This is a genomic window from Victivallis sp. (genome assembly GCF_048170485.1).
Classification (GTDB): Bacteria; Verrucomicrobiota; Lentisphaeria; order Victivallales; family Victivallaceae; genus Victivallis.
This window is the reverse complement of the sequence record NZ_DBEXAY010000055.1, coordinates 1-4,481: the sequence shown is the minus strand read 5'-3', so window position 1 is coordinate 4,481 and position 4,481 is coordinate 1. Positions and strand designations below refer to the sequence as shown.

General features: G+C 59.5%; 2 protein-coding genes. Both read left to right on the top strand.

Annotation, left to right across the window (positions count from 1 at the left end; translation table 11 throughout):
* The first annotated feature begins 281 nt into the window (after window positions 1–281).
* On the top strand, window positions 282–1,811 hold the full coding sequence (locus ACMLHG_RS02935; protein ID WP_417169490.1) for a sugar hydrolase: 1,530 nt from the start codon (window positions 282–284) through the stop codon (window positions 1,809–1,811).
* Window positions 1,812–2,082: 271 nt separating this feature from the next.
* A complete protein-coding gene (locus ACMLHG_RS02930) occupies window positions 2,083–4,215 on the top strand; it encodes a glycoside hydrolase family 3 N-terminal domain-containing protein (protein WP_417169489.1) in 2,133 nt (710 codons plus the stop codon).
* Window positions 4,216–4,481 lie beyond the last annotated feature (266 nt).

Here is a 4,481-nt window from a genome sequence, read left to right as displayed (position 1 = left end):
TGATTCCATTTCGTTTTCTCTGCGAAAAAACGGATCCACTCCTTCGCTTCAGTCGATCTTCCGTGGAAGCGAGCACCCGCCCCTTCCCCGTATGGAAACGCCCGCCGGCGGGCAGATTCTGCTCCCGGTTGCCGCTTGGCAAGAAAAGCGCGCAGTTCCGGGCGATTTCCTCCGATATCCAGCGGGGCCCGGCCTTGAAACTTCCGGAAACGATGCTATGGTATTCCCCCGGCGCTCCCCGTCATTTCCGAGAACTGATGACACATATGAGGCTCTTTCCTATGGAAAATTCGTTTTTTCTCACCTGTGCAAAACAACGGAATTCTGCCCTGAAGCACTGGCGCGTCCGCCCGGTTGCTGTGGTGAAATGCGTCCACGACGACGCGGCGTGGCAGGGGTGGCAAATGCGGACCGTCTCCCGTCCGTCAGAGTTTCTCAAGCGCCCCTTCCGGAACGGAGAACGGTTTATTCTGGACTTCGGCGAGGAGTTCGTCGGGCGGCTCAGCCTGCGGTTGCGCTCCTCGGAGAACTTCAACGACTCCCCCGTCCGGCTCAAGCTCATCTTTGCAGAAAGTCCGGTCGAAATCGGCGAACGGAACCGGCGCTATCAGGGTTCTCTCTCCCGCGCCTGGATTCAGGAGGAGATCGTCACGCTGGATGATATGCCCCAGTTGTACAAACTCCCCCGCGTCTACGCGATGCGGTATCTCTATTTTGAGGTGATCGCCACCCCCGGAAAACTCTGCGTCGAAGAGATTTATTTCACGGCACAATCCGCAGTCCGCGACCTGCTGCCGCCGCAGGAACAGTTCGACGCCGATGAAATTCAGCTCGACCGTGCCGCCCAGCGCACCCTCCGCAACTGCATGCAGGAGGTCGTGCTGGACGGGCCGAAACGCGACCGCCGGCTCTGGCTGGGCGACCTGCGGCTCGAAGCGCAGGTCAACGCGGTAACCTTCCGCAACTTCGACCTCTTCGAACGGTGCATCTATCTGCTGGCCGCCTTCCCTCACGCGAATGGTCAGATTCCTGCCTGCATCTTCGACAAACCGTCCCCGTACGGCTGCCGCTGTGTCCTCTCGGATTACTCTTTCCTCTTCTCGGACCTCCTTCTCCTTCACTATCAGGAGACCGGGAACCGGAAGCTGTTGGAAGAGATGTACCCTCTGGCAAAGAAACAGTTCGACCTCTTCCGAGCCGACTGCCGGAACACTTTTTCCGGCGGCGGCATCCCCAAAACCTTCATTGACTGGTGCAATTTCGACCGCACCGTTGCCGGAGCGGGAACCTATCTTTTCAGTCTGCGCAAACTCGCCGCAATTGCGGCGATTCTCGGGCAGCATTCCGATCGAAAGGCGTTCGAGCGGGAGGTTGCGGAACTCGTTTCCGCCCTGCGCGCCCACACGTTCGATCCGGGGAAAAAACTGTTCGTCAGCGGCCCGAAACGGGAGATCTCCTGGGCGAGCCAGATCTGGATGGTTCTGGCGGAAACCGTGACCGGCGATGAGGCGAAAGAGCTCCTCGCCCGCCTGGAGGAGACTCCGGAAGCGATCTCCCCGGTCACCCCCTATCTGCACCACCATCTTCTGGCGGCCTACGACCTCGCCGGAGAACCGGAAAAACTGCGCCGCCATCTGCGAAACTACTGGGGCAAGATGATTCAGGCCGGAATGAACGTCTTCCCGGAGGTGTTCGTGCCGGACAACCCGCGTCTGACCCCTTACGGCAACGATCCGCGCATCAACAGCGCCTGCCACGCCTGGAGCTGTGCTCCGGCCTATTTTCTGCGGAAAAAGCAGTCCGGTCAGTGACCGGAGCTGAACCGTTTATCCGGCGCTTTCGGAAAAGATACTGCGGTTGCAGTTTCATCTGCCGCAAGGCGATCGGGACGCCGTCGTCTGGCTGGACAATCTGGAGTACTCTCTCGAGTGATTCATTCCGGCGGAGCTTCGCGTATGCAAATTTTGCAAAAAGATCCTTTTCTCCGCAGAAAAATCTTGAAAAAACATCTTTTCGAAGTACATTTTGCACGGGATCTTTTTCCCAGAAAATAACAACGCAGAAAATGGAGTATCCCTGATTATGCCGGAATATGAATTCCCCTACCGCAATCCCGCGCTGCCGATTGAGCAGCGCGTCGATGACCTGCTCAAGCGCATGACGCTCGACGAAAAGGTCGATCAACTCATGCAGATCACCGTCGGAGCCGACAGCAATCCGAACAATCTCGGCAGCGGTCACAGCTTCCGCCCCACCATCGGTTCAGTGCTCAGTTATTTCGGCGGCACCAGAAACCGCAACGCCTTTCAGCGCCTCGCCGTCGAAGAGACCCGGCTCGGAATCCCGATCATCTGGGGATTCGATGTGATCCACGGCTGGCGCACCGCCTTCCCGATCCCGCTGGCACAGGCGTGTTCGTGGAATCCCGACATCGTTGAAGCCGGCTGCCGGGTCGCGGCACGCGAATCCTACGCCGAAGGGGTGGACTGGACCTTTTCCCCGATGCTCGACGTTCCGCACGATCCCCGCTGGGGCCGGGTCATGGAGGGGTACGGAGAGGACCCGCTCGCCGCAGGCATCTTCGGCGCGGCGGCAGTGCGCGGCTATCAGGGCGAAGACCCGTCTCAGCCTGGAACCGTGGCCGCCTGTCTCAAACATTTCGTCGGCTACGCCGCCAGTGAAGCGGGGCACGACTACGCCTACACCGACATCTCCAGCCGGACGCTCCACGAAACCTATCTGCCGCCGTTCCAGGCGGCGGTGGAAGCCGGTGCAATGACGTTGATGAGCTCCTTCAACGACATCACCGGAACTCCGGCGGTGGCCAATCACTATACCCTGACCGAAGTCCTTCGCGACCGCTGGCATTTCCGCGGCTTCGTGGTTTCGGACTGGGATGGCGTAGTTCAGCTGGCCCATCAGGGATACACCACCAACCCGGCGGAAATGTGCCGTGCCGCCCTCTCCGCCGGAAACGATATGGAGATGAACAGCTCCGCCTACCGGAACATTCCGGCACTCATCGAGTCCGGCCGTCTGAAGATTGAAGTCGTCGACGAAGCGGTCCGCCGGGTTCTGCGAATCAAATTTGCAAAAGGCCTCTTTGAACACCCATATCATGAAGAGGTCGATCCGGGAACCGTCTCGCTCCAGCCGGAAGCGCTCGAACTGTCCCGGGCCGCCGCACGTGCTTCGATGGTGCTTCTGAAGAATGAAAAGAACACACTCCCGCTGAACCCGGATACGCTCCGGAGCATCGCACTGATCGGTCCTGTCGCCACCGACCGGGAGGCCTCCGCCGGAGCCTGGCCGGCAATCATTGATCCCAAGACGATACCCACTCTTCAGGAAGTTCTGCCCTCCTTCTTCCCGAAGAGCGAAATCCATTACGCTCCGGGTTGCGATTACACGAGTGATTCCACGGAACATTTCGCCGAAGCGGTTGCGGCGGCCGAAAAGTCGGATCTGGTGATCGTCGCTATCGGAGAAGGTGCCGGCCGTACCGGAGAAAACCGCAGTTACACCAACATCGCCCTGCCCGGAAAACAGCTCGAACTGCTGCGCAAGATCGCCGCGGTCGGCCGTCCGGTGGTGCTGCTGGTTTCGAGCGGCCGCCCGATCCTCTACCCCGAACTCGAACCGCTGGCGGATGCGATTCTGCACATCTGGGAGTGCGGTCACGGGGCGGCGGCAGGATGTTGCGACATTCTCACCGGTGCGTACAATCCCAGCGGCCGTCTGGCCATCACCTTTCCGCGCAGTGTCGGGCAGATTCCGATTTACTACAACCACCATCCCCGCGCCCGCGATGAAAAGGCGGAATGGGGCGGCCGCTACTTCGACCTCGACGACAGCCCGATGTATCCCTTCGGCTACGGCTTGAGCTACACAAGCTACGAGTACAGCGACCTGGAAATTTCCGTCGAAGATCTCACGGCGCAGGTGACGCTCCGCAACACGGGGAAACGCGCCGGCCGGGAGACCGTCTTCTGGTACCTCTCCGACCCGGAAGCGAAACTGACCCAGCCGATCCGCCGTCTGATCGCCTTCGAGCAGGTCGATCTGGCTCCCGGCGAAGAGCGTCGTCTCACGTTGCAACTCGACCGGATGCACGATCTGGCCTACATTGATCCGACCGGCAAGAAGGTGTTTGAACCCGGGCGTTTCATTCTGAGCGTCGGCGGCGAAAAGGCCGAATTCGTCGTGGCGGAATAATTCCGGCGCGGCCACGCTCTTCGGGCGGAAGAACCTCTTCTCCCCTGTTTCAACAGCGGGCGAGAGGCTTCTTCCCGTTGCACACCAAACAGTTCGATTTCTCTCCCCGCACTCTGCGGGGAGTTTTTTTTGCTTCTGATCCTCTCAGGTCGGCCTCTTCGGCAATGCCTTCTCACTCGTGCACGAAACGTTTTCTGCGTGGGAAGTGATTTTCGACGATTCTACCGGTTTCCCTCCCCGTCTATGGTAAAAAATATACAATACTT

Coding starts and splice junctions, on each gene's coding strand:
- ACMLHG_RS02935 (WP_417169490.1), top strand. CDS start 282: ATGGAAAATTCGTTTTTTCTCACCTGTGCAAAACAACGGAATTCTGCC.
- ACMLHG_RS02930 (WP_417169489.1), top strand. CDS start 2,083: ATGCCGGAATATGAATTCCCCTACCGCAATCCCGCGCTGCCGATTGAG.